Here is a 21,837-nt window from a genome sequence, read left to right on the forward strand (position 1 = left end):
GTCTTTCTTACCTGCCGGTATGGTGGCCCGGTGCGAGCACTGGTCACCGGAGCAGCCGGATTCATCGGATCGACGCTGGTCGACCGCCTGCGGGCGGACGGTCACCCGGTGGTCGGCCTGGACAATTTCGCGACCGGGCGGGCCACCAACATCGAGCACCTGACCGGCGACGCCGACTTCAGTTTCGTCGAGGCCGACATCGTCACCGCCGACCTGGGCGATGTGCTGGCACGGTATCGCCCTGAGGTGATCTTCCACCTGGCCGCCCAGATCGACGTGCGCCATTCGGTGGCGGACCCGGACTTCGACGCCTCGGTCAACGTGCTCGGGACGATCCGGCTCGCCGAGGCGGCCCGCGCCGCGGGGGTGCGCAAAATCGTGCACACCTCCTCGGGTGGGTCGATCTACGGCACCCCGCCGCGGTACCCGACCGGTGAGGACGACCCCACCGATCCGGCGTCACCCTATGCCGCCGGCAAGGTGGCCGGTGAGATCTACCTCAACACGTTCCGGCACCTCTATGGGCTGCAGTGCTCCCATATCGCGCCGGCGAACGTCTACGGCCCCCGGCAGGACCCGCACGGCGAGGCCGGTGTGGTGGCGATCTTCGCCCAGGCACTGCTGAACGGCACACCGACCAAGGTGTTCGGGGACGGATCCAACACCCGCGACTACGTGTTCGTCGACGACGTGGTGGACGCCTTCGTGCGGGCCGCCGGCGGAGCGGGCGACGGGCAGCGGTTCAACGTCGGCACCGGGGTGGAAACCTCGGATCGCCAACTGCATTCGGCGGTGGCCGCCGCGGTCGGGGCACCCGACGACCCGGAGTTCCACCCGCCCCGGCTCGGCGATCTGAAACGGTCGTGTCTGGACATCTCCCGGGCCCGTGAGGTGCTGGGCTGGCAACCCCGAGTCGCGCTGGCCGACGGCGTGGCCCGCACCGTGTCGTACTTCCGGCAGGTGAAGCCGGCCTGAACTTCTGTGGCATACTTCCTCGACGGAGGGGAGTATTCCTTCGTCGCAGTGTCGTCAACTCGTCGCCCGTCATCGGACGACCGGTGCTGTGGGCCGGTGACCGGCGGAAGAGACCTCCAGCGGCATCAATGACGCTGGAGGAGATCCATGGATGTGTTTTCGCTCGGCCGCTTCGGTCTGGACGCTGTCGGCACCGTTCTGGAGGCCAGCCTGGACCTCGCCGTCATCCCGCTGCGCGAAGGCGCCAAGCTTCTGGCCGGTGAACGCTCCGACCTGACCAGCCGGCGCAGCTGGCGCGGTGCGGGACGGGCCTGGATCGAAGTCCGCGGGCTGGATGAGCCCGGCGGCGCCGACATCGGTCCCGCGGTGCTCGACGCCCTGCGGAATCGGCCGGGCGTCGGCTCGGTGCGGCTGAACCGCCCGCTGTCCCGGGTGGTCGTCGAAATCGACGACAACACATCGCTGGCCGACCTGTGCGCCGCGGTGGAAGCGGTCGAAAAAGACACCGAATTGAGCGCGACCGAGACCGCCGCATTGCCCGGTGACGGTCTGCTGCTGGCCGCCAAGGGCGCCATGGTGGGGGCCAACGCGGTTGGGCTGGCGATCGCCACCGTGGGCAGTGCGATGCGCCTGCCGGCCGCACCCAAGATCTTCGACGCCGCGGCGTCGGTGGCGCGGTACCAGCCGCTGGTCCGCAACCTGCTGGAACGCCAGATCGGGCCCGCCCGGGCTGAGACGGTGCTCTCGCTGGTCTCGCTCGGCTCGCACGTCATCACCTTGTCGCCGGCCATCCTGGCGGTGGACATGATGGTGGAGGGCCTGAAAGCCGCCGAGACCCGCGCCGGTGCGCTGGCCTGGAATCGCTACGAACCGGCGCTGGCCCGATACGCCGACCACCCGGACCTGAACCCCACCGCACGGCCTGTCCCGCGTCCGGACGGTGCTGCCGAGCGCCACCTGAAGCGCACGGCGCTGGCACAGGTGGTCGCGGCCGGCGTGGTGGGTGGGCTCACCCGCAACCTGGACATGACCTCGAGCGCGATCCTGGCCGCCTCGCCGAAAGCGGTGCGCACCAGCTGTGAATCGTTCGCCGCGACCCTGGGCCAGGGGCTGGCGGACGCGCACGGGGTGCTGCCGCTGCGGCCGGACGGTCTGCGGCGCCTCGACAAGATCGACACCGTGGTCATCGACCCGCGGGTGCTGACCGGTGAACAACGCCGCGTGGTGCAGATCCGCGGCGCAAGCGACCACGAGCTGCCGCAAGCCTGGGCCAGCGCACAAGGCCTGCTCGACAAGCCCGGACTGCGCCCGGGCTGGCACCGGGTCCGTATGACGGCCCGCGACCGCTCCGACGCGGTGGAGGCACTGATCCTGCCCGCACACCACGCGCTGGCCTCGGCGGTGGTGCTCGAAGGGCGTGCCTCCGGCGCGGAGCTGGTCACGGTGGACACCGAGATCCTCGGAGAGCTGCGTCCCGGTTTCGACGACATCCGCCCGGTGGCCGGCGGAGCCGACACCGACGACGTCGACGCCGCCCTGGCCGCGGCCGTCACCGAGCTGCAGCAAGCCGGCCGGACCGTCGCGGTGCTGTCGACCTCGGCGGCGCAGGCGCTGGCGTCGGCGGATCTGGCGCTGGGTGTCATGCCGACGAGCGAAAATGACATCCTGCCTCCGCCTTTTTATGCCGACCTGCTGTTGGCCGATCTGGCCGGCGCATGGCAGGTGTTGCGCGCGCTCCCGGCCGCCCGCGCCGCCACCGAGCGGGGTGTCGCGATCTCGATCGGAGCCTCGTCCATCGCCGGGCTGCTGCTGGTTCGCGGGGTCAGGGCGACCATCCCCGGTGTCGGGGCGGGACCGAGCCGCGGCCCCGGTCCGGTGACCGTCGGCGCCGGTGCCGGGATGCTGTCCGGGTATCTACTGGCCCGCCGGGTGCTGCGGGCTCGCGCGCCGCAGCCTGCGCCGGCCTACGAGTGGCACGCGATGACGGTCGAGCAGGTGCAGGAGCTGTTGACTCCGGACAACGTGCTACAGCCGGCCGAGCGCGCTCCGATCGAGACGGCATCGCAGGGCATGTTCTGGCCGTACGTGCACGCCGTGCGCGAGGAGCTGTCCGACCCGATGACGCCGATCCTGGCGCTGTGCTCGGCGGCGACGGCCATGCTGGGTTCGCCGATCGACGCCGTGATGGTGGGCACGGTGCTCACCGGCAACGCCATGCTGGCGGCCTACCAGCGGCTGAGGGCCGAGAGCCGACTGAACATCTTGCTCGCCCAGCAGGCCCCGCCGGCCCGGGTCGTGCTGACCGGTGCCGACGGCACTCGGCAGTACCACGAGATCGTCGCCGAACAACTGCTGCCCGGCGATCTGATCGAGGTGCGCAGTAACGAGGTGGTGCCCGCCGACGCCCGCGTCATCGAGGAGGCCGACGTCGAGGTCGACGAGTCGTCGCTCACCGGCGAATCGCTGTCGGTCGGCAAACAGCTCGAACCCACCCCGGGCGCCGAACTGGCCGAGCGCAGCTCCATGCTCTACGCCGGCACCACGGTGATCGCCGGGAAGGCGCTGGCGATGGTGACCGCGGTGGGCGCCGACACCCAGACCCGCCGGGCCTCCGAACTGGCCTCCGGTGAGCTGCCCGAGGTCGGTCTGCAGCATCACTTGTCCCAGCTGATGTACCGGACCTTCCCCTACAGCGCTGCCGGCGGGGTGGCGGTCGGCGCGCTGGGCCTTCTTCGCCGGGGCGGACTGCGGATAGCGCTGGGCAATGCGATCGCGGTGGCGATCGCCGCGGTGCCGGAGGGGATGCCGCTGATGGCGACCCTGGCTCAGCACGCGTCATCGCAGCGGTTGAGCAAATCCGGTGCGCTGGTGCGAATCCCGCGCTCGGTGGAGGCTCTGGGCCGGGTCGACGTGGTCTGCTTCGACAAGACCGGAACGCTCAGCGAGAACCGGCTGCGGGTCACCACGGTGCGCCCGCTGCGCGGATACTCCGATGACGACGTGCTCAGTACCGCCGCCCAGGCGGCGCCGGCTCCCGACGGTGCGGCGCACGCGCACGCCACTGACCAGGCCATCGTCGAGGGCGCGGCGGCCTCAGCGGGTGCCCGGTCGTGGACCGAACCCGATGCTCACCTGCCGTTCCGTTCCGGCCGGGCCTTCTCGGCGTCGGTGCTGGGATCGGAGCTACTGGTCAAGGGCGCACCGGAAGTGGTGCTCGAGGCCTGCGGCAACGCCGGTGCCGAGGTGGAGCAGCAGGTGGCCCAGATGGCGGCTCAGGGCCTGCGGGTGATCGCGGTGGCGCAGGGCAGGCTGACCGCCGCGCAGGTGCGGGCCGTGCGGGATGACTCCGACCGGCTCGTCGAGGTGAGCGCCTCCGGGCTGACCCTGATCGGCTTCCTCGGTCTGGCCGACACTCCCCGGGCCGATGCGCCGCAGCTGCTGGCCGATCTGACCGCTCGCGGGGTGGATATCCGGATGATCACCGGTGACCACCCGATCACCGCGACCGCGATCGCCGCCGAGATGGGTGTCGCCGTCGGCGCCGAGCAGGTCATCACCGGCTCGGAGTGGAATGCGCTGAACCGCAAGGAACAAGAGCGGGTGGTCTGCGAGCGGGTGATCTTCGCCCGGATGTCGCCGGAGAACAAGGTGCAGATCGTCCAGACGCTGGAGCGCGCCGGCCGGGTGTCGGCGATGGTGGGTGACGGCGCCAATGACGCCGCCGCGATCCGGGCCGCCACCGTGGGGCTCGGTGTGGTCGCACACGGCAGCGACTCGGCGCACGCCACCGCCGACGTGGTGCTGACCGACGGCAAGATCGGATCGCTGATCGACGCGATCGACGAGGGCCGCCGGCTGTGGAAGGGCGTGCAGCTGGCGATCTCGGGGCTGCTCGGCGGCAATGCCGGCGAAGTGATCTTCTCCGTCATCGGCACGGCGGTCACTGGGAACTCGCCGCTGAACACCCGCCAGTTGCTGCTGATGAACACCCTGACGGATGCGTTGCCGGCCACGGCCGTCGCGGTGAGCACACCGGCCGGCCCGATCGGTAGCGCGGTGGCCGGACTCGACGAACGGAAGTTGTGGCGGGCGGTGGCGTTCCGGGGTGGAGTCACCGCGGCTGCGGGCACCGCAGCCTGGGCGATGGCCTCGGTCACCGGCATGCCGCAGCGGGCGGCGACGGTGGCGCTCATCTCCCTGGTGACCACCGAACTCGGTCAGACCGTGGTCGATTCGCGGGCGCCGATGGTGTTGGCGACCGCGGCCGGATCGTTCGCGCTGTTCGCCGCGCTCGTCAGCACCCCCGGCATCAGCCAGTTGCTCGGCTGCACGCCGGTCGGCCCGATCGGCTGGGCGCAGGGTGTCGGCACGGCCGCAGCGGCCACCGCAGCGGTGGCCGTGGCAAGCCGGTTCTCGGGTGTCGCTGAGGACGGCCCCGTCAAGGACCCGGCGAACGTCCCGCTCGAGGTGCCCCCGGTAGTGGCCCTGGTCAAAGCGGCTCCGGCCAAGCAGATTGCGGCGGTCAAGAAGGCTGCGGTGGCGAAAAAGGCCCCGGTCAGGAAGGCCCCGGTGGCGAAGAAGACTCCGGCCAAGCAGATTCCGGCGGTCAAGAAGGCTCCGGCGGCGAAAAAGACCCCGGTCAAGAAGGCTCCGGTGGCGAAGAAGGCTCCGGCCAAGAAAACGCCGGTCAAGAAGGCTCCGACGGCGAAGACTTCGGCCAAGCAGACCCCGGTCACGAAGGCCGCCCCGAAGAAGACGTCCCGGAAGCTGGAACTGGTGCGCTGAGCCGTCTCTGGTTCATCGAACTGATCCCCTTCATGGCACCGGGTGTCAGCCTGCCCTTCGAAGGTGCCGTAGGTCGGATGGCGGGCGCTTCGATGCGGAATGGCGCACCTCGAGCAGACCGGCGCGCCAGAGCAACGCGTACAACTCGATGACCGGCACCGTCAGAACCTGCCCCGTGACTTCGGCCAGTGGTTCCGCCAGGACTTCGGTCGCCCTCCTCATATGCCCAAGCGTGACGGCCGGATCCAGACGAGCGGCAAACCTGTTGTGACCGCGAGGCCAACTGTCGCCGAATTACTGTGTTTTATTCGGCGGTTCCACCTTCGGCTCTCCTGCGTCGAGCCTCGCTGAACCGCGGTATTCACGCGGTTCGGGCGGCGCTTCCGGCGGTTGGGCCTGGGCGATCGCCACCACCCGGGCCAGCCGGGCGTAACGCAGTTCCAAGTCGCGGAACCGCATGTAGGTGCTCAGTGTCGTGAACGCGAACGCGATGATCAGGACATAGAGCATCAGGTCGGTGCCGCGGCGCACGCCGACCCAGTTCGCCACCACGGTGGTGTCGTCGGGGCGCAGCACCGCATAGATGCCGGCCACCACGAACACCAGGTAGCCGACCTTGACCCAGGCCCGGGACTGGGCGGACCGCCGGGACAGCAGCAGGTAGATCAACAGCGCCATCACCGCCGCGATCAGCAGCACCTTGATCCAGTTCATCGCGACATCCTCTTGCGCAGCAAGCCGTCGAACATGATGTTGACGCCGTTGAGCAGCGGCTGACCCTTCGACTTGGAGTAGTCGGTGTAGAGCACTTCGACCGGCTCTTCGCCTACCCGCCAACGGTTTTCATCGATCAGAGCGATGATCTCCCCGGCGTGGCTCATCCCGTTCATCGTGAGGTCCAACCGATCGGCGACCCGCCGGTTGAACACCCGCAGGCCATTGTGGGCATCGGAAAGTCCCAGCCGGCGGATCCGCGGGTTCAGCGCCACCGCGGCCCGCAGCACCAGTCGTTTGATCGGCGGTACCGCGGCGGCCGCCGCGGGTGCGGCGAATCGGGTGCCGATGACGATATCGAGGTCCGCGCTGTCGAGCCGCCCGATCATGCGCACCACGTCGGCCACCTGGTGCTGGCCGTCGGCGTCGAAGGTGGCGAACAGCCGGGCGCCGGGCTGCCGGCGGGCGAACTCGACTCCGGTCTGGATGGCCGCGCCCTGACCGAGGTTGACCGGATGGCGCACGACGTAGGCGCCCGCGCGCCGTGCGATGGCGGCGGTGTCGTCGGTGCTGCCGTCATCCACGCAGACCACGGAGGCGAAGACCGACCGGATGCCGGCGATCACGTCGCCGATGACGGCTGCCTCGCCGAAGGCCGGGACGATGATCCAGACGTCGGGGTAACGGGTCGTTGACCTGGTTTCGATGCCTAAAAAATACACGCCCGACTCAGAAAGACGCCCTCGCAACGGCCTAGCCGGGCCGTCGGCCCTCAGGGCGCTGCGCGTAACGCGGCCAGATGCACGGTGATTCCCACCAGCGGTCCGCACAGCAGCGCGACCACGGTTCGGGTCGGCAGGTCGAACGGCAGCAGCAGCAACAGGGTGGACGCCACCGTCGCGCCCACCCAGCCCAGCGCGTAGGCGCGATGCAGCGCCGCGGCCACCGTCGCCGCGCCGGTCAGGGTCAACAGCGCAATCGCGGTCGCCCCGGTGGTCAGGCCGGCCAACAGCAGCCCGCCGGTGTTGTAGTCCCGGCCGAACACCGTGCGCAGCAGCCACGGTCCGGCCAGACCGGCTGCGATGGCGCCGGCCGCGCCCAGTGCGGCCACGGATGCCGCCGGCGTGCTCAGCGCCAGCAATCGTCGTCCACGCTGGTCGACGAAGTGCGCGATCAGGTTGCCCTGCAGGGCGGTCAGCGGCACCAGCAGCGGTGCGCGGGTCACGGTGACCGCCAGGATCACCACGCCGCCCTCGGCGCCCAGTTCGCCGGAGGTGGCCTGCAGCAGCACCGGGAAACCCATCACGAGGATCGCGCTGGCCCCGGCCGCGGTGATCGAATGCGCTGCGCCCCGCAGGAAGTCCACGGTGCCCACCGGGGTGAGCAGCCGCGCCGCCGAGCGGGCGGCGGGAGAGGTGGCCAGCAGCAGCAGCCACGCCACCGCACCGGCGACGGTGGCCCACAAGAACCCGACCAGCCCCCAGCCGATCACGAACGTCGCGGTGGCCACCGCCACCCGGATTGCCGCATCGGTCACCATCAACGCCCCGTACTGGGTCCACCGATTGGTGCCGGCCAGCATGCCCAGCAGCGTGGCGTGCACGGCGAAGTTGGCCAGCCCGACGCTCAGCAGCCCCACCGACAGCCAGCGCGCCTCGACGAACACGTGGCCGCTCCACAGCGGTGCGCTGGCCGCGACCAGTCCGGCCGCCACCAGCCCGGTCAGCCCGGCCACCCGCAGTGGCCGGGTGTGTTGGGTCGCCGTGCGGCTCGGCCCGGCCTCGCGGGCGAACCGGACCTCCCGGGTGGTTTCCTGCAGCAGGCCGTTGGCGGCGCCGGCGACCAGGCCGAACGCCCCCCAGAACACGCTGAACACCGAGAAACCGGCCGGATCCAGATCGCGTGCCGCCAGGTACAGCACGGCGTAGCCGCACAGGGCGCTCAGCAGTGTCGCGGTGCCGACCCGGGCCACGCTGGCCCGGGTGACGGGTCCGGCGGGCAACCCACCGGCGGACCGGCGGGGTCCGGTACCACCGATATCGGTCACCACGGCGAAAATACTAAGCGGGCTGCGGGGTACGGTCGGTCGTCCCCGCAGATCTTCCATTCGACAACACTGAACGACCGGAGGCCCACCGTTGGACCCGTCGCTGTTGGAATGGCTGGTGACGTTCGCGGGACTGGCCGCGGTACTGGGGTTCGACCTGTTCCTGGTCGCCCGCCGGCTGCATGAGCCGACGATTCGCGAGGTTGCGACCCGGCTGACGTTCTACATCAGCCTGGCGGTGGCGTTCGGCGTCTGGGTGTGGTGGCATCACGGCTCGAAGTACGGCATGCAGTTCTTCGCCGGCTGGCTCACCGAGTACAGCCTGTCGGTGGACAACCTGTTCGTCTTCGTCATCATCATGAACAGCTTCAACGTGCCCAAGAAGTACCGGCAGGAAGCGCTGTTCGTCGGCATCGTCCTGGCGTTGTCGTTCCGGTCGGTGTTCATCGCGCTGGGCGGGGTCGCCGTGCAACGGCTGTCGTGGACGTTCTACTTGTTCGGCGCGTTCATGGCCTTCACCGCGATCAAACTGCTCCGCCACGGCGACCACGGCGACCACGGCGGCGAGGGCGGTGGTGGGGGCAACAATGTCGTGGTGCGGTTCGCCCGGACGCACTTCAACGTCACCGATCGCTGGGCCGGCGTGCGGTTCTTCATCCGGGACAAGACCGGTGCCTGGGCCCTCACCCCGATGTTCTTGGTGGCCCTGGCGTTGGGCACCACCGACCTGGTGTTCGCGATGGACTCCATTCCGGCCATCTACGGGCTGACCCGCCAGCCGTATCTGGTGTTCACCGCCAACGTGTTCGCCCTGATGGGGCTGCGTCAGCTCTATTTCATCCTCGGCAAGATGCTGAACCGGTTCGTGTATCTGTCCCGGGGTCTGGCTTTGATTCTGGGGTTCATCGGAGTGCGGATGGTGTTGCACGCGCTGCGAACCAACGAGGTGTGGTTCATCAACTCCGGGCGCAACCTCAATGTCCCGGAGATCCCGACCCCGGCGAGCCTGACCGTCGTCGTGGGAGTGCTGGTGCTGACGACGGCGGCCAGCCTGTATCGGACCCGCGGGGCGCAGGCCGGCTCGTCAGCTGAGTGAGAAGACCGGGATCGCCGGCGCCGCGCTGCGCAGTTCATCGTCGCTGGACTGTGGTGTCAGTCCGGCCATGTGCCCTTTGACCTGCCAGTACCACCGCTGCAGATACGGGCGCAGCAGCGCCGGCTTGGCGTCGTCGCCCAGTTCGGTGACCCGGGCCGGAGTCGGACGCCACCGCGGTCCGAGCTGCACCCGGCCGGCGGCCCGCACATTGCGGACCCACTCGGTATTGCCGCGCGGCGCGACGAGGTAGTCCACCCCGTCGACGGTCAACACGTTGACCACGACGCCGCGGCGCTTGCCGGTCTTGCGGCCGCGGACGACGAGCGCGCGGGTGCCGGCGATGCTGATGCCCGCTTCGGCGAGGCGGCGGATCAGCGCATTGGCGAATCGGGCCGGTCCGTTCGGCCGGTCGTAGTGCGTGGCCATGTTGCCCCTTTCGTTATGAGAGCAGTGCTCTCGTCAGAGGAATCCTGACACGCTGGTCCGGAAAAAACAAGAGCAGTGCTCGCGAATCTGGCAGACTCGCCGGGTGGGCAAACGACAGGAGTCGCGGGAACGCATCGAGGCGCAGATCATCGAGGTCGGCCGGCGCCACCTGCTGACGCACGGGCCGGCGGGGCTGTCGCTGCGTGCCGTCGCGCGCGAGGTGGGCATGGTGTCGTCGGCGGTCTATCGCTACGTGGCCAGTCGCGACGAGTTGCTCACGCTGCTGCTGGTCGACGCCTATTCGGACCTGGCCGACGCGGTGGACCGGGCCCGCGCAGCGGCGTCCCCGCCGTCGTCGTGGCGCGACGACATCGGGGCCATCGCCCACGCCGTGCGGGACTGGGCACTGGAGCATCCGGCCCGGTGGGCGTTGCTGTACGGCAGCCCGGTCCCCGGTTATCACGCGCCCGCTGAACAGACCGTCGCTCCGGGCACCCGCGTCGTCCGGGTGTTCTTCGAAGCGGTCGCCGACGGCATCACCGCCGGAGACATCGCCTCTACGAATAATCTTGCAGCGCAACCATTGTCGTCGGACTACGGCCGCGTTCGCGAGGAGTTCGGCTTCGACGGCGACGATGCCGTCGTCGCGAAGTGCTTCCTGCTGTGGGCCGCCGTGGTCGGCGCGATCAGCCTGGAAGTGTTCGGCGGGTACGGCGCCGACACCTTGACGCAACCGCGCGCGGTATTCGACGCCCAGCTCGGGCTGCTGCTGGAGCTGTTCGCGCAGCGGCCGGATTAACGCGGCGGTTCCAGCTTCGGCTCTCCTGCGTCGAGCCTCGCTAAACCGCCGGATTAACGCGGCGGTTCCAGCTTCGGCTCTCCTGCGTCGAGCCTCGCTAAACCGCCGGATCAGTGACCGGAGGTCTTGAACCGTTCGATCGATCGGGAGACCTCAGCCTCGGCCTCGGCGCGGCCCACCCAGTCGGCGGCCTTGACGAACTTCCCCGGCTCGAGATCCTTGTAGTGCACGAAGAAGTGCTTGATCGCGTCCAGCTCGTGCGCCGGCACGTCGCCGATGTCGGAGATGTGATCCCAGCGGTGGTCACCGGCCGGCACGCACAGCACCTTGTCGTCGCCGCCGGCCTCGTCGGTCATCCGGAACATGCCGACCGGACGGGCCTCGACCAGCACGCCGGGAAACACCGACTGCGGCAGCAGCACCATCGCGTCCAGTGGATCGCCGTCCTCGCCGAGGGTGTCCTCGATGAAGCCGTAGTCGGCGGGGTAGCCCATCGGCGTGTACAGGTAGCGGTCGAGCTTGACCCGGCCGGTGGCGTGGTCGATCTCGTACTTGTTGCGCTGGCCCTTGGGGATTTCGATGGTCACGTCGAATTGCACCGGGTCAGTCTAGAGCGGCCGGATTCAAGCTCGGACTCTGCCCGTCCGGCACAATTGGCCCCGACAGGCAGGAGAGACATGCACTCCACTCGGTGGCGACACAGCAGCACCCATCTGGGCGTCGCGGCCGCGGTACTGGCGCTGGCCGCCGCCGTGGTGGTGGTGGCAGCGGTCGTGCTCCCGGACGAGTCCGGGGCCGGTGCGCGTTCGGTGCCACCGGCGCCGATGGCGACCGCCCAACCCGGGGTGGTGCCGGTCAGCGACGACGCCCCGGTCCCGACCGGCAGCGCGCTGGCGGCAGCCATGTCCGCCGCGCTGGCCGACCCCAACCTGGGCCGTCTCACCGGCCGGATCACCGATGCGCTGACCGGTCAGGCGCTGTGGACGCAACAGGAAGACCTGCTGATGCAGCCGGCGTCGACCAACAAGGTGCTCACCGCGGCGGCCGCACTGCTGGCGCTGGACCCGGGCGCCCGCGTCACCACCCGGGTGATCACCGGTGATGAGCCCGGCGTGGTGGTGCTGGTCGGCGACGGCGACCCGACGCTGTCGACGGCCGCCGTTGGGCAGGACACCTGGTACCGCGACGCCGCCCGGATCAGCGATCTGGCCGATCAAATCCGCCGCAGTGGCGTGACGCCCACCGAGGTCCGAGTCGACACCTCGGCGTTCAGCGGCCCGAGCATGGCCCCGGGCTGGGATCCCGAGGACATCGAAGGCGGCGACATCGCCCCGATCGAGTCGGTGATGGTCGACGGCGGCCGCATTCAGCCCACCACCGTAGAGTCCCGGCGGTCGCTGACCCCGGCTCTGGACGCCGGCCAGGCGTTGGCCGCTGCGCTGGGCGTCGACACCGACAGGGTCAGCATCGCGACCGGTTCGGTGACCGGGCGGGAACTGGGCTCGGTCTCCTCGGCGCCGCTGGTGGCGCGGCTGGGCGAGATGATGAACGCCTCGGACAACGTGATGGCCGAATGCATCGGCCGGGAGGTAGCGGCGGCGATGGGCCGGCCGCGGTCCTTCGCCGGTGCGGTGGACGCGGTGACCAACCGGCTGGCCACGGCCCACATCGCCGTCAGCGGGGCCACGTTGATGGATTCCAGCGGGCTGTCCGTCGACGACCGGTTGTCGGCACGGACGCTGGACTCGGTGGTGCAGGCGGCGGCCGGGCCGGACCAGCCGGAGCTGCGCCCGCTGCTGGACATGTTGCCGGTCGCCGGCGGCAGCGGCACCCTGTCCGATCGCTTCCTCAACCCCAAGACCGGCCGCGGCGCGGCCGGCTGGCTGCGCGCCAAGACCGGCTCGCTGACCCGCACCAACGCGCTGGCCGGGATCGTCACCGACCGGGACCGCCGGGTGCTGACGTTCGCATTCATCTCCAACGACGCCGGGCCGACCGGTCGCATGTCGATCGATGCGCTGGCCGCGGTGTTGCGGACCTGCGGATGCACATGACCGAGCTCGACGTCGGACGCGCGGTGGACTGGGGGTTCGCCGGGACGGTGGGTCGCCGGCTGGCGCGCCCCGCGCCGCCGATGACCGACTACACCCGCGAGCAGGTGATCGACGACCTGCACCGCAGCGCCGCGAACGCCGAACCGCTGGTGCGGGAGGTGACCGGGCTGGGCGCCGACGGTCCGGTGCCCGACGCGCGCGTCATCGATCGGCCGCAGTGGATCGCCGCCGCCGCCGAGTCGATGCGGCTGATGACGGGCGGCACCGAGAAGCCGGCCGGGTTCGTCACCGGCCGGCTGGCCGGGGCGCAGACCGGCGCGCTGCTGGCGTTCGTCTCCTCGGGCATCCTCGGCCAGTACGACCCGTTCTGCACTGAAAGTGCGGGCCGGACGGGGCAGCTGCTGCTGGTCTACCCCAACGTGATCGCCGTCGAGCGGCAGTTGCGGGTGCCGCCGGCCGACTTCCGGCTGTGGGTGTGCCTGCACGAGGTGACCCACCGGGTGCAGTTCTCGGTGAATCCGTGGCTGCCCGGCTACATGTCGGACGCGTTGGCGGTGCTGACCGGTGGAAGCAGCCCGGACATCACCCAGGTGGTGGGCCGGCTGGCCGACTATCTGCGCGGCCGTCCCGACGACGACGCCGACGCGGCGGGCCCGTCCGGGATCCTGGGCCTGGTGCGCGCCGTGCAGTCCGAGGAGCAGCGCACCGCCCTGGACCAGCTGCTGACCCTGGGCACACTGCTCGAGGGCCACGCCGACCACGTGATGGACGCGGTCGGGCCGGCGGCGGTGCCGTCGGTGGCGACGATCCGGAGCCGCTTCGAGGAACGTCGCCAGCGCAGCCAGCCGCCGCTGCAACGGTTGTTGCGGGCCCTGATGGGCCTCGACGCCAAGCTCAGCCAGTACACCCGCGGCAAGGCTTTCGTCGACGCCGTGGTCGGCCGGGTCGGCATGGACCGGTTCAACGCGGTCTGGTCGGGTCCGCAGGCCCTGCCGCTGCCCGCCGAGATCGAAGAGCCGCAGCGGTGGATCGACCGCGTGCTGTAGCCCGGCTGCGTGCCGCGCTGGTGGCGTTCGCCGAGCAGCAGCTGCCGGAGGCGGGCCGCTGGTGCGTGGCGCTGTCGGGCGGGCCGGACTCGCTGGCCCTGACCGCCGTCGCCGCGCGCGAGCGGCCCACCACGGCGTTGATCGTCGACCATGGCCTGCAACCCGGCTCGGCGCAGGTGGCCGACCTGGCCCGCAGCCAGGCCCTCGAGCTGGGCTGCGTCGCCGCGCAGACCATCGCGGTGACCGTCGGAGCCGAGGGTGGCCCCGAGGCGGCGGCCCGCACCGCCCGCTACGCCGCCCTGGACGAGGCGCGCGACCGGGCCCCCGTGCTGTTGGGCCACACCCTCGACGACCAGGCCGAGACGGTGCTGCTGGGACTGGGCCGCGGCTCGGGGCCCCGCTCGATGGCCGGGATGCGGCCCTACGACCCGCCGTGGTGCCGCCCGCTGCTGGGGCTGCGCCGCGAGCTGACCCGAGACGCCTGCGCCGAGCTGGGATTGACGCCGTGGCTCGACCCGCACAACAGCGATAAGCGTTTCACCCGGGCGCGGCTGCGCTCCGAGGTGCTGCCGCTGCTGGAGGAGGTGCTGGGCGGCGGGGTGGCCGAAGCGCTGGCCCGCACCGCGACCGCGCTGCGGGAGAACACCGAGCTCGTCGATGCGCTGGCCGAGCAGGCGCTGCCCGGCGCGACGGCCGGCGCCGGCTTGGACACCGCCGGCCTCGTGGCGCTGCCCGGCCCGGTGCGGCGGGCGGTGATCCGGCGCTGGCTGCTGGCCGGCGGCGGCCGCGGGTTGACCGACCTGCAGATCCGGGCGGTCGATCGGTTGGTCACGCACTGGCGCGGACAGGGCGGAGTGGCGGTCGGATCGGACCTGCGCGGTGAGCGGCTGTTCGCGGTCCGCGGCGACGGTCTGCTGCGGCTGCGCCGGGAGCCGTGCTGAGCATCCGCGGTGATTTTGTGCGGTGCAGTTGGTTGTCGAACATCACCCATGGCACGCTGTGCTGGTGGCTGCGTTCTCGCCGGGGGAGACACCCGAGTCATACGCGGGTGACATCAAATCGGTACTGCTGACCGAGGAGCAGATCCGGACCCGCACCGCCGAACTCGGTGCGCAGATCGCCGCCGACTACGCCGAGGGCCGCGATCGCGCCGAGGGCGGCGACCTTCTGCTGATCACCGTGCTCAAAGGCGCGGTGCTGTTCGTCACCGACCTGGCCCGGGCGATCCCGCTGCCCACCCAATTCGAATTCATGGCGGTCAGCTCCTACGGATCGTCCACGTCGTCGTCGGGGGTGGTGCGCATCCTCAAGGACCTCGACCGCGACATCAGCGACCGCGACGTGCTGATCGTCGAGGACGTGGTCGACTCCGGTCTGACCCTGTCGTGGCTGCTGCGCAACCTGGCCGCCCGCCGGCCCCGGTCGTTGCGGGTCTGCACGCTGCTGCGCAAACCGGACGCGGCGCGCGCCGCCGTGGACATCGCCTACGTCGGTTTCGACATCCCGAACGACTTCGTGGTCGGCTACGGACTGGATTACATCGAGCGCTACCGCGACCTGCCCTACATCGGCACTCTGGACCCGCGGATCTACCAGAGCTGAAGCCGGCGCCGCAGCAGCTCCGCGCCGATCAGGTCAGTTCCCATACCGCGGTCACCGAGAAGCTCACCGTCTGCTGGCCGGGTTCGACCGGGGGCGGGGCGGCCATCGCGCGCGGCATCGGCATCCCGACCGACGTCTGGGGCGGAGCTCCACCGGCCACCTCCGAGATCGAGATCACCTGGCCGAGTCGCAGCCCGGACAGGTGCGCGTACTGCTCGGCGCGGTCCTTGGCGTCGTTGAAGGCCCGCTCGCGGGCGTCGCGCACCAGCTGCGAGTCGTCCTCGATGGAGTAACTCACCCCGTTGATCCGGGTGGCGTCCCCGCCGGCCCGCACGATCACGGCCAGCACCTGCGAGGCGGAATCCCGTTCCACCTTGACCCGGATCGTGTTGCCGGCCCGGTATCCGGTGATGTTGGCCGACCCGCCCGGTTCGGCGTTGCCGTACTGCGGCTGCAGGCTCACCTGGGTGGTGCTGATGTCCTTGCGGTCCACCCCCGCCTCCACCAGCGCGTCGATCACCGCCTGCTGACGCTCGCTGGTCTGGTTCATCGCATTGGTGACGTCGCCGGCGATGAACTCGATGCCCGCCTCGGTGGTCAAGGTGTCCGGAACGCCCTGCACCTCACCGGATCCGATGACGGTCACCTGGCGGGGCTGATCCGCGCCGCCGCCACTCGGCACGGCGTCGCATCCGGCCACCGCGACGCCCACGAGACCGGCCAGGGCCAGCGTCGTCGACCAGCGGTGAACCTTCCGGGCGGGGTGTGTCGGCATGAGTGGCACCCTAGCCCAGTCGCGCGACGGCGCAGGCGATCGTGGCCATGGATTCTGTCGATGGGCCAGCCGGGCGCGTACCGGCTGGCGGATAATTCGACACATGAACGACGAGCCCGACGACGCCGCCCCCGCGGCTCCCCGGCGGTATCTGACCGTAGGGTCCTTTCGCTTCTGGTTCGTCGGTCAGCGCTGGGAATGGTCGGATGAGGTCGCCGAAATGCACGGCTACCGGCCGGGCCAGATCACACCGACGACGGAGCTGGTGCTGACCCACAAGCATCCCGATGATCGTCGCGACGTCCAAGATCTGCTCGACCGGGCGTTGCACTCAGCGGAATCGTTTTCCAGCCGGCATCGCTTCCTCGACGCCGCCGGAGAAGAGCACGACGCGATCGTCGTCGCCGACCGGATGTATGACGAGCGCGGCGCGGTCGCCGGAACGGAGGGCTATTACATCGATCTGACCGACACGGTCGACGAGACCCGCCAGGGGCTGCTCGACGAGGTCCTGCCGGGGCTGCTCGAAGGCCGGGCGGTGATCGAACAGGCGAAAGGGGCGCTGATGTATGCCTACCGCATCAGCGCCGGACAGGCGTTCCGGATATTGCAGTGGCGCTCCCAGGAGACCAACACCAAATTGCGGACCCTGGCCACCCGGTTGATCGAGGAAATGCATGACCTGCCCCCCGTGCCGGCGACTGCCCGAAGCCAGTTCGACCACCTGCTGCTGACCGTTCACCGGCGGGACGACAAAGACGGTACCGGGACTTGAGTCGAACGCCGCGCGGGCGACTATTCTGGTTCGCGTTAGTTGCCGGTCTCGATGTTGACACATGAACAAGTGGAGGCGTGGGGATGGAATTGATCGTTCGTCAGGAGAGCGTCGACGGCGCTGTGCTGCTGCGGGTCGCGGGAGAGATCGACTCCAGCAATGTCGGGGAGTTCGCCGAGCGTCTGGCCACAGCGATTCCCCAGGATTGCGACCCGTCAAGGCCGCTCGTCGTCGACCTGCAGGACGTGACGTTTTTCGGAAGCGCAGGGCTCAACGCCGTGCTCGCCTGTCACGAGAAGGGCACGGCCAACGGAGCTTCGGTCCGACTGGTCGCAAACAGACCGGAGGTCCTCGATCCCATCCGGGTCACCAAGCTGGACAGTGTTCTGGCGCTCTACCCGACTGTCAGCGAGGCGATCGTCGGCACCACCTCCGCCAAGACGTGACGTCCTCGGCGAGCCGGCACAACACCGGCCGCGGATGCGCCTGCCCCGTACCGATAGTCTCGCTGATGATGTCGCCACGGTGTGCACCGCGCAGGGAAGCCGAGTGCCCCTGCGATGCGATCACGTCGTGAGATCCCGCCAACAGGAAGTCAAGGCATGACTGTCGCGCCCTCCAGAGCACTGTCCAGCGCCATCGAAGCCTTCGCGGGGCAGGTGTACTTCGCACCAGAATGTCACCGCGGCTACGCGGCACTGGGCTTTCAGCCCAGTCCCGCCACTTCCGGTGGGGTCGAGATGCCGGACGGGCCGGCCTACTTCTGCAGTCGCGGTTCGGCGCTGGGGCAGGCCTCCGGGGAGGTGATCGCCGCGACCTTCGGCGTGTTCAACCCCGCGGTGGTGGTGCCCGCGGTCGACTACGGCTGGACCCTCACCGACGCGCCGACCATCCGCGCGGCCCGCACCGAAGGCTCGGTTGCCCAGCTGCGCCGCGTCCTCGGGGTCGCTCCCGACGGTGTCGACCGCGCGGTGCAGCTGTTGCGCCGCGCCGCCGACGGCCTGTCGATGGCCGGCAAGCCGCTGTTCTCCGGGCTGGTCGCCGACGGGTTGTCGGGCGACCCGCTCACCGAGGCCTGGCAGCTGGCCGATCAACTGCGGGAGTTCCGCGGCGACGCGCACGTGAACGCTTGGACCGCCGCCGGATTCGACGGGGTCGAGATCGGGCTGATCACCGAGCTCTACCGGGGACTTCCGCCGCGCAGCTACGTGCGGACCAGGGCGTGGAGCGATGAGGATCTCACCGCCGGTGAGGCGCGGCTGGCCGAGCGGGATCTGGCGCACGACGGCGCGCTCACCGATGCGGGACGCGCGGCCCGCGAGTCGGTCGAGACGGCGACCGATGCGGCGTGTGCCCCGGTCGTCGCCCGCCTCGGCGACGACCTGGATGAGCTGGTCGAACTGGTGGGCGGATGGTCGCACCGGCTGCGTGAGGCCGGCGCGTTCCCGTAGCCGGCCGTCGCCGTCTGGCTAGGGCGTGACCAGGATCTTGCAGTGCCGGTCGGGGTCGGTCAGGTCGTCGAATGCCGTACCCACGCCGTCGAGCCCGACCTCACCGGTAATCAGCGGCGCGACGTCGATGTCTCCCTCGGCGATGGCCCGCAGCGATGCGGCGAACTCCGCCGGCTCGTAGGCCAACACGAACTGCACGCTGATCTCCTTGGCGATGCCGAAGAACGGGTGCACCGTGTCGGGCTGCATGCACACCCCTGCGACGACCAGTCGGCTGCCGACCGGCGTTCGCCGCAGCACGTCGTCGATGATGCCGGGCACGCCGACCGCTTCGAAGACCACCTTCGGTTCGATCGTGTCGAACGGCGACCCCTGCGCCGGGTCGAGTGACCGGTGTGCACCCATCGCCGTCGCGAGTTCACGCCGTATCTGGGAATAGTCCACGGCCACAATGTCTTCCACGCCAGAAGTGCGTAGTGCGGCGATGATCGCCATCCCGATCGGGCCGCAGCCCAGCACCAATGCCGTTTCGCCGGGGGTGATGCCGGACTTGTTGACCGCGTGCAGTCCCACGGCCATCGGCTCGGTCAGCGCGGCGTGGCGAGGGTCCATTCCGTTGGGGATGGGAACCAGCAGCGGGGCCGACAGCAGCATCTTCTCGGCGTAGCCGCCCACCGTGGTGTTGGAGTACACGATCGGCTCGATACCTTTGGCGGCCAACAACACCGGAATCGAGGTGACCGGTGTGCCGGCCGGAAACGTGTCGGTTCCGGGTCCCGCCTCCAGCACCCGTGCACTGAACTCGTGGCCCATGAAGATGTCGGCGGCGAGGTCGACGGACGCGCTGGACGAGGGGCTGCCCGACATGGACTGCGTCGCCGCCAGTACCTGCTCGCCGTGCGCGGCGAAGTGCAGGTCCGAACCGCAGATGCCGCAGGCCGTCACCTCGACCAGCACCTGGCCCGGGCCGGGCGTGGGCTCCGGTACGTCGTTGCGGTAGACCATGCGCCGGTCGCGCAGCACCGCCGCACGCATCAACGAGGCCCGGTGTCGGCGGCGTGCTCGACTGTGTGCTCCACCACGGCGTTGCGGATCGCCTCGCCGGCCCGGCCGAACAAGGTGTCGCGCATGCCCTTGGCCCATTCGTGCGATGCCCGGGGTGCGATAAGTTGTCCTTTGAAGTGCGGAATCACTTTGCGGGCCAGCAATTCGTAGCTGTGGTAAGTGGCCTCCGGAGAGGCCCAATCGTGACCGAGCAACAGCAGGGTACCGAAGCCGCCGGAGCGGTCCAGCAGGTCGGTGATGTGTTCGATGGCGTCGTCGGGGGTGCCGATGCAGCAGCTGCCGGCCGCGGCGTAGGCCTCGACGAACTCCCGTGGTGACTGCGCTTCGCCCTCGACCGAGCTGGCCAGCGGGACGAACCCGGCCGCACCGAAGTAGTTCGCGAAATCCTGCAGGCCGTAGGTGCAGTCGTCCAGGGCCTGATCGCGGGTGTCGGCGACGTGCATGATGCTCAGCACCCGCCAGTCGGCCCGGTCCGGTTCCTCACGGCCTGCCTTGGTGGCCTGCTCGCGCACCACCTCCCAGGCGCTCTCGAGTGCGGCGAAGCCACCTGGAATCGACATCGACAGCGACAGCAGTGACGTGCCCAGCGCGCCGGCCAGTCGCGGACCCGACGGGGAAACCATTGCCGCCGTGGAGATCTCCGGATACGGCCAGGTGTAAGGCCGGATGTGCAGTGCGGCGTCGCGCAAGGTGAACCAGTCCGAGTGCCGGGTGACCAGTTCGCCGGGCTCGGCGCGGAACAACGCCAGAATCGCCTCCAGGGACTCCTGCATCATCCGGCGCTGCTCGACGGGGTCGATGCCCATCATGTGGGCGTCGGTGGGCAGGGCGCCCGGCCCGGCGCCGAACATCACCCGGCCGCGGGTCAGGTGATCCAGCAGCACCCAGCGGTCGGCCACCATCAGCGGGTGGTGGTAGGGCAGCGAGACCACTCCGGTGCCGAGCCGGATGTGCTTTGTGCGTTCGGCGGCCGCCGCGATGAACACCTCGGGGCAGGCGATCAGCTCGTAGCCGCCCGAGTGGTGCTCGCCGAACCAGGCTTCGTCGAACCCCAGCCGGTCCAGGGCGACCACTCGTTCCAGGTCGTATTCCAGTGCGACCGTGGGCGATTGCCCCAGCGCGTGAAACGGTGTGATGAAGACCCCGAAGCGAAGCGGCGCGGCCATCATGACACCCGCCCGGACGGTACGGCCGCCAAGAACTCCAGCAGCGCCGCATTGACCTCGTCGGGCCGTTCCTGCTGCAACCAGTGGCCGGCGCCGTCGATCAGCACCTCGCGGTAGGGGCCGCTCACCAGCTCATGGGACCGGTCACGCCGGGTGAAAGCCAGCACCGGGTCGGCGGTTCCGGCGATGAACAGTGCGGGGACGTCGATAGTGGCCGACGGCGGATTCGCCATGATCTCCCAATTTCGGTCGAGGTTGCGGTACCAGTTCAACCCGCCGGTGAAACCGGTGCGGGTGAACTCGGCGATGTAGTGGTCGAGTTCGTCGGCGCTGATCCAGTCCGGCCGCGCGGCCGGTTCGGCCAGTCGATCGATGAAGCCCATCGGGCCGGGGGCGGTCATCAACAGCGCCGAGTCACGGTCGGCCGGACTGAGGCTGCCCATCATCCGGCGCATGGTGCGCGCCGGGTCGGAACCCAGTTCCGCGTCGGCGACGCCGGGTTGCTGGAAATAGAGCATGTAGAAGAAGTTCTCGCCGAAGATCTTTCCGAACGCCTCGGTCGGCCGGACCTGCGGGCGGGGCACCGGCGGAACGCTGAGCCCCACCACACCGGACACCCGTTCGGGGTGCAGCTGCGCGGCGCTCCACACCACCGGGCCGCCCCAGTCGTGACCGATCCAGACCGCGCGGTCTGCCCCGACGTCGTCGAGCAGCCCGACCAGGTCGCCGGTCAATGCGGTGATGTCGTAGGCGGTGAGCTCGTCCGGGCGCGTCGAACCGCCGTAGCCGCGCTGATCGGGGGCCAGCACATGAAAGCCCGCGTCGGCCAGCGCCGGGATCTGATGTCGCCAGGAATAGGCCAGTTCCGGAAAGCCATGCGCCAATAGAACGACCGGGGCATTGGGCCCATTGTGCTGGCCCGCTTCGATGACCCGCAGGGTCACGCCGTTGGTGTTGACGAAACGTTCGATGGGGTTGGCCACGGTCCCACCAAAGCACACCTGGGTGCGGACGGAGAAGAGGTTGCCCGGTCTGAGCACCCGGACGGTAGCCTGAACATG

20 protein-coding genes and 1 pseudogene are annotated in these 21,837 nt (G+C 69.8%); 11 read left to right on the plus strand and 10 right to left on the minus strand.

The window, feature by feature from the left end:
* The first annotated feature begins 30 nt into the window (after window positions 1–30).
* Together G6N23_RS01255 and G6N23_RS01260 are read left to right on the plus strand one after the other, a co-directional pair.
* The gene (locus G6N23_RS01255; RefSeq protein WP_085261406.1) at window positions 31–975 is read left to right on the plus strand and encodes an NAD-dependent epimerase/dehydratase family protein; all 945 of its coding nucleotides are present in this window, start codon (window positions 31–33) and stop codon (window positions 973–975) included.
* A gap of 147 nt (window positions 976–1,122) precedes the next feature.
* Window positions 1,123–5,760 carry an HAD-IC family P-type ATPase gene (locus G6N23_RS01260; RefSeq protein ID WP_085261407.1) on the plus strand — a complete coding sequence of 1,546 codons (4,638 nt, stop codon included), beginning with the start codon at window positions 1,123–1,125 and terminating at the stop codon, window positions 5,758–5,760.
* Between the two features lie 45 nt (window positions 5,761–5,805).
* Here G6N23_RS01260 and G6N23_RS22665 read toward each other — a convergent pair whose 3' ends face one another.
* The 4 genes and pseudogenes from G6N23_RS22665 to G6N23_RS01275 form a co-directional block, all read right to left on the minus strand.
* On the minus strand, window positions 5,806–5,982 hold the full coding sequence (locus G6N23_RS22665) for an Rv1535 domain-containing protein (protein ID WP_264070570.1): 177 nt from the start codon (window positions 5,980–5,982) through the stop codon (window positions 5,806–5,808).
* Between the two features lie 159 nt (window positions 5,983–6,141).
* Window positions 6,142–6,474 (minus strand): annotated as a pseudogene (locus tag G6N23_RS01265) (DUF2304 domain-containing protein); the annotation flags it as partial.
* On the minus strand, window positions 6,471–7,196 hold the full coding sequence (locus tag G6N23_RS01270) for a polyprenyl-phospho-N-acetylgalactosaminyl synthase PpgS (RefSeq protein ID WP_085261409.1): 726 nt from the start codon (window positions 7,194–7,196) through the stop codon (window positions 6,471–6,473). The pseudogene G6N23_RS01265 and the gene G6N23_RS01270, both read right to left, overlap by 4 nt.
* 50 nt (window positions 7,197–7,246) lie before the next feature.
* On the minus strand, window positions 7,247–8,581 hold the full coding sequence (locus G6N23_RS01275) for an MATE family efflux transporter (protein WP_234808651.1): 1,335 nt from the start codon (window positions 8,579–8,581) through the stop codon (window positions 7,247–7,249).
* Window positions 8,582–8,612: 31 nt separating this feature from the next.
* Between G6N23_RS01275 and G6N23_RS01280 the strand changes: the two genes are divergently transcribed.
* Window positions 8,613–9,617, plus strand: a complete 1,005-nt coding sequence (locus G6N23_RS01280) for a TerC/Alx family metal homeostasis membrane protein (RefSeq protein WP_085261411.1) — start codon at window positions 8,613–8,615, stop codon at window positions 9,615–9,617.
* Here the strand turns inward: G6N23_RS01280 and G6N23_RS01285 are convergent.
* Entirely contained in the window at window positions 9,606–10,043 is a 438-nt protein-coding gene (locus G6N23_RS01285) for a nitroreductase/quinone reductase family protein (RefSeq protein WP_085261412.1), read from the minus strand. The genes G6N23_RS01280 and G6N23_RS01285 overlap by 12 nt on opposite strands.
* A gap of 103 nt (window positions 10,044–10,146) precedes the next feature.
* Here G6N23_RS01285 and G6N23_RS01290 point away from each other — a divergent pair, with 103 nt between their 5' ends.
* A complete protein-coding gene (locus G6N23_RS01290; RefSeq protein WP_095174045.1) occupies window positions 10,147–10,842 on the plus strand; it encodes a TetR/AcrR family transcriptional regulator in 696 nt (231 codons plus the stop codon).
* A gap of 110 nt (window positions 10,843–10,952) precedes the next feature.
* On the opposite strand, the gene G6N23_RS01295 is transcribed toward G6N23_RS01290, so the two are convergent.
* Window positions 10,953–11,441, minus strand: a complete 489-nt coding sequence (locus G6N23_RS01295) for an inorganic diphosphatase (RefSeq protein WP_085261414.1) — start codon at window positions 11,439–11,441, stop codon at window positions 10,953–10,955.
* 78 nt (window positions 11,442–11,519) lie between these two features.
* On the opposite strand from G6N23_RS01295, the gene dacB reads away from it, so the two are divergent.
* Genes dacB through hpt form a run of 4 tightly spaced genes read left to right on the plus strand, consistent with a single transcriptional unit; the run spans window position 11,520 to window position 15,544 of the window.
* Entirely contained in the window at window positions 11,520–12,896 is a 1,377-nt protein-coding gene (gene dacB / locus G6N23_RS01300) for a D-alanyl-D-alanine carboxypeptidase/D-alanyl-D-alanine endopeptidase (protein ID WP_085261415.1), read from the plus strand.
* Complete coding sequence (locus tag G6N23_RS01305; RefSeq protein WP_085261827.1) at window positions 12,893–13,942, plus strand: Rv3626c family coenzyme F420 biosynthesis-associated protein; 1,050 nt, start codon at window positions 12,893–12,895, stop codon at window positions 13,940–13,942. Before dacB ends, G6N23_RS01305 begins: the two co-directional genes overlap by 4 nt.
* Complete coding sequence (gene tilS, locus G6N23_RS01310; protein WP_085261416.1) at window positions 13,921–14,883, plus strand: tRNA lysidine(34) synthetase TilS; 963 nt, start codon at window positions 13,921–13,923, stop codon at window positions 14,881–14,883. The genes G6N23_RS01305 and tilS overlap by 22 nt, the downstream gene beginning before the upstream one ends.
* A 22-nt stretch (window positions 14,884–14,905) precedes the next feature.
* Window positions 14,906–15,544, plus strand: a complete 639-nt coding sequence (gene hpt / locus G6N23_RS01315; RefSeq protein WP_162291757.1) for a hypoxanthine phosphoribosyltransferase — start codon at window positions 14,906–14,908, stop codon at window positions 15,542–15,544.
* A 28-nt stretch (window positions 15,545–15,572) separates the two neighbouring features.
* Here hpt and G6N23_RS01320 read toward each other — a convergent pair whose 3' ends face one another.
* Complete coding sequence (locus tag G6N23_RS01320; protein ID WP_085261417.1) at window positions 15,573–16,319, minus strand: SIMPL domain-containing protein; 747 nt, start codon at window positions 16,317–16,319, stop codon at window positions 15,573–15,575.
* Between the two features lie 103 nt (window positions 16,320–16,422).
* On the opposite strand from G6N23_RS01320, the gene G6N23_RS01325 reads away from it, so the two are divergent.
* The 3 genes from G6N23_RS01325 (at window position 16,423) to G6N23_RS01335 (ending at window position 18,545) form a co-directional block, all read left to right on the plus strand.
* Window positions 16,423–17,094, plus strand: coding sequence for a PAS and ANTAR domain-containing protein (locus G6N23_RS01325; RefSeq protein ID WP_085261418.1), 672 nt, complete (start codon window positions 16,423–16,425; stop codon window positions 17,092–17,094).
* Between the two features lie 83 nt (window positions 17,095–17,177).
* A complete protein-coding gene (locus tag G6N23_RS01330; protein ID WP_085261419.1) occupies window positions 17,178–17,540 on the plus strand; it encodes an STAS domain-containing protein in 363 nt (120 codons plus the stop codon).
* Window positions 17,541–17,696: 156 nt separating this feature from the next.
* Window positions 17,697–18,545 (plus strand): SCO6745 family protein, encoded by an 849-nt coding sequence (locus G6N23_RS01335; RefSeq protein ID WP_085261420.1) that lies wholly within the window; start codon window positions 17,697–17,699, stop codon window positions 18,543–18,545.
* An 18-nt stretch (window positions 18,546–18,563) separates the two neighbouring features.
* On the opposite strand, the gene G6N23_RS01340 is transcribed toward G6N23_RS01335, so the two are convergent.
* From G6N23_RS01340 to G6N23_RS01350, 3 genes are read right to left on the minus strand one after another with little or no spacing between them, the layout of a single operon-like run.
* Window positions 18,564–19,580 (minus strand): zinc-binding dehydrogenase, encoded by a 1,017-nt coding sequence (locus tag G6N23_RS01340; protein ID WP_085261421.1) that lies wholly within the window; start codon window positions 19,578–19,580, stop codon window positions 18,564–18,566.
* Window positions 19,580–20,776, minus strand: a complete 1,197-nt coding sequence (locus tag G6N23_RS01345) for an LLM class flavin-dependent oxidoreductase (RefSeq protein ID WP_085261422.1) — start codon at window positions 20,774–20,776, stop codon at window positions 19,580–19,582. Before G6N23_RS01345 ends, G6N23_RS01340 begins: the two co-directional genes overlap by 1 nt.
* Window positions 20,776–21,759 carry an alpha/beta fold hydrolase gene (locus tag G6N23_RS01350; RefSeq protein ID WP_095174273.1) on the minus strand — a complete coding sequence of 328 codons (984 nt, stop codon included), beginning with the start codon at window positions 21,757–21,759 and terminating at the stop codon, window positions 20,776–20,778. The genes G6N23_RS01345 and G6N23_RS01350 overlap by 1 nt, the downstream gene beginning before the upstream one ends.
* Window positions 21,760–21,837 lie beyond the last annotated feature (78 nt).

Source organism: Mycolicibacter terrae (assembly GCF_010727125.1).
Lineage (GTDB): Bacteria > Actinomycetota > Actinomycetes > Mycobacteriales > Mycobacteriaceae > Mycobacterium > Mycobacterium terrae.

Excerpts from the sequence above, each read along its gene's own strand:
- G6N23_RS01260 (WP_085261407.1), top strand. The coding sequence starts at position 1,123 with ATGGATGTGTTTTCGCTCGGCCGCTTCGGTCTGGACGCTGTCGGCACC.
- G6N23_RS22665 (WP_264070570.1), bottom strand. The coding sequence starts at position 5,982 with ATGAGGAGGGCGACCGAAGTCCTGGCGGAACCACTGGCCGAAGTCACG.
- G6N23_RS01275 (WP_234808651.1), bottom strand. The coding sequence starts at position 8,581 with ATGGAAGATCTGCGGGGACGACCGACCGTACCCCGCAGCCCGCTTAGT.
- G6N23_RS01285 (WP_085261412.1), bottom strand. The coding sequence starts at position 10,043 with ATGGCCACGCACTACGACCGGCCGAACGGACCGGCCCGATTCGCCAAT.
- dacB (WP_085261415.1), top strand. The coding sequence starts at position 11,520 with ATGCACTCCACTCGGTGGCGACACAGCAGCACCCATCTGGGCGTCGCG.
- G6N23_RS01305 (WP_085261827.1), top strand. The coding sequence starts at position 12,893 with ATGACCGAGCTCGACGTCGGACGCGCGGTGGACTGGGGGTTCGCCGGG.
- G6N23_RS01320 (WP_085261417.1), bottom strand. The coding sequence starts at position 16,319 with ATGCCGACACACCCCGCCCGGAAGGTTCACCGCTGGTCGACGACGCTG.
- G6N23_RS01325 (WP_085261418.1), top strand. The coding sequence starts at position 16,423 with ATGAACGACGAGCCCGACGACGCCGCCCCCGCGGCTCCCCGGCGGTAT.
- G6N23_RS01330 (WP_085261419.1), top strand. The coding sequence starts at position 17,178 with ATGGAATTGATCGTTCGTCAGGAGAGCGTCGACGGCGCTGTGCTGCTG.
- G6N23_RS01335 (WP_085261420.1), top strand. The coding sequence starts at position 17,697 with ATGACTGTCGCGCCCTCCAGAGCACTGTCCAGCGCCATCGAAGCCTTC.
- G6N23_RS01340 (WP_085261421.1), bottom strand. The coding sequence starts at position 19,580 with ATGCGTGCGGCGGTGCTGCGCGACCGGCGCATGGTCTACCGCAACGAC.
- G6N23_RS01345 (WP_085261422.1), bottom strand. The coding sequence starts at position 20,776 with ATGGCCGCGCCGCTTCGCTTCGGGGTCTTCATCACACCGTTTCACGCG.